Annotated in this window: 1 protein-coding gene; it reads left to right on the top strand. The window is 59.1% G+C overall.

Annotated elements, in window-relative coordinates; genetic code table 11:
* Positions 1-215 (top strand): hypothetical protein (locus BP737_RS10260; RefSeq protein ID WP_342686165.1); only part of this gene is annotated, 215 nt, incomplete at both ends.

Here is a 215-nt window from a genome sequence, read left to right as displayed (position 1 = left end):
CGTTCTGCTGGGGGCTTACTGCGAAGGGTGACACACCCGTCGTCTTAAATGGTCAGGCTGGCGTTGTCCGCGAAGTCAAAGAAGGCGGCCTCAAAGGCAACCTCGAGTGGTTCATCAAGAACCCTGACGGTTCGACTGAGCGGTTCTACTGGGGGCTGAAGGGTGACATACCCGTCGTCTTAAACGGTGAGCCCGGCGTTGTCCGCGAAGTCGGG

The sequence above is a fragment of the Methanoculleus sp. UBA291 genome, assembly GCF_002499755.1.
In the GTDB taxonomy this organism is placed as follows: Archaea; Halobacteriota; Methanomicrobia; order Methanomicrobiales; family Methanoculleaceae; genus Methanoculleus; species Methanoculleus palmolei.
Note: the sequence above shows the minus strand (reverse complement) of the source record. Positions and strands in the feature narration are given on the sequence as shown.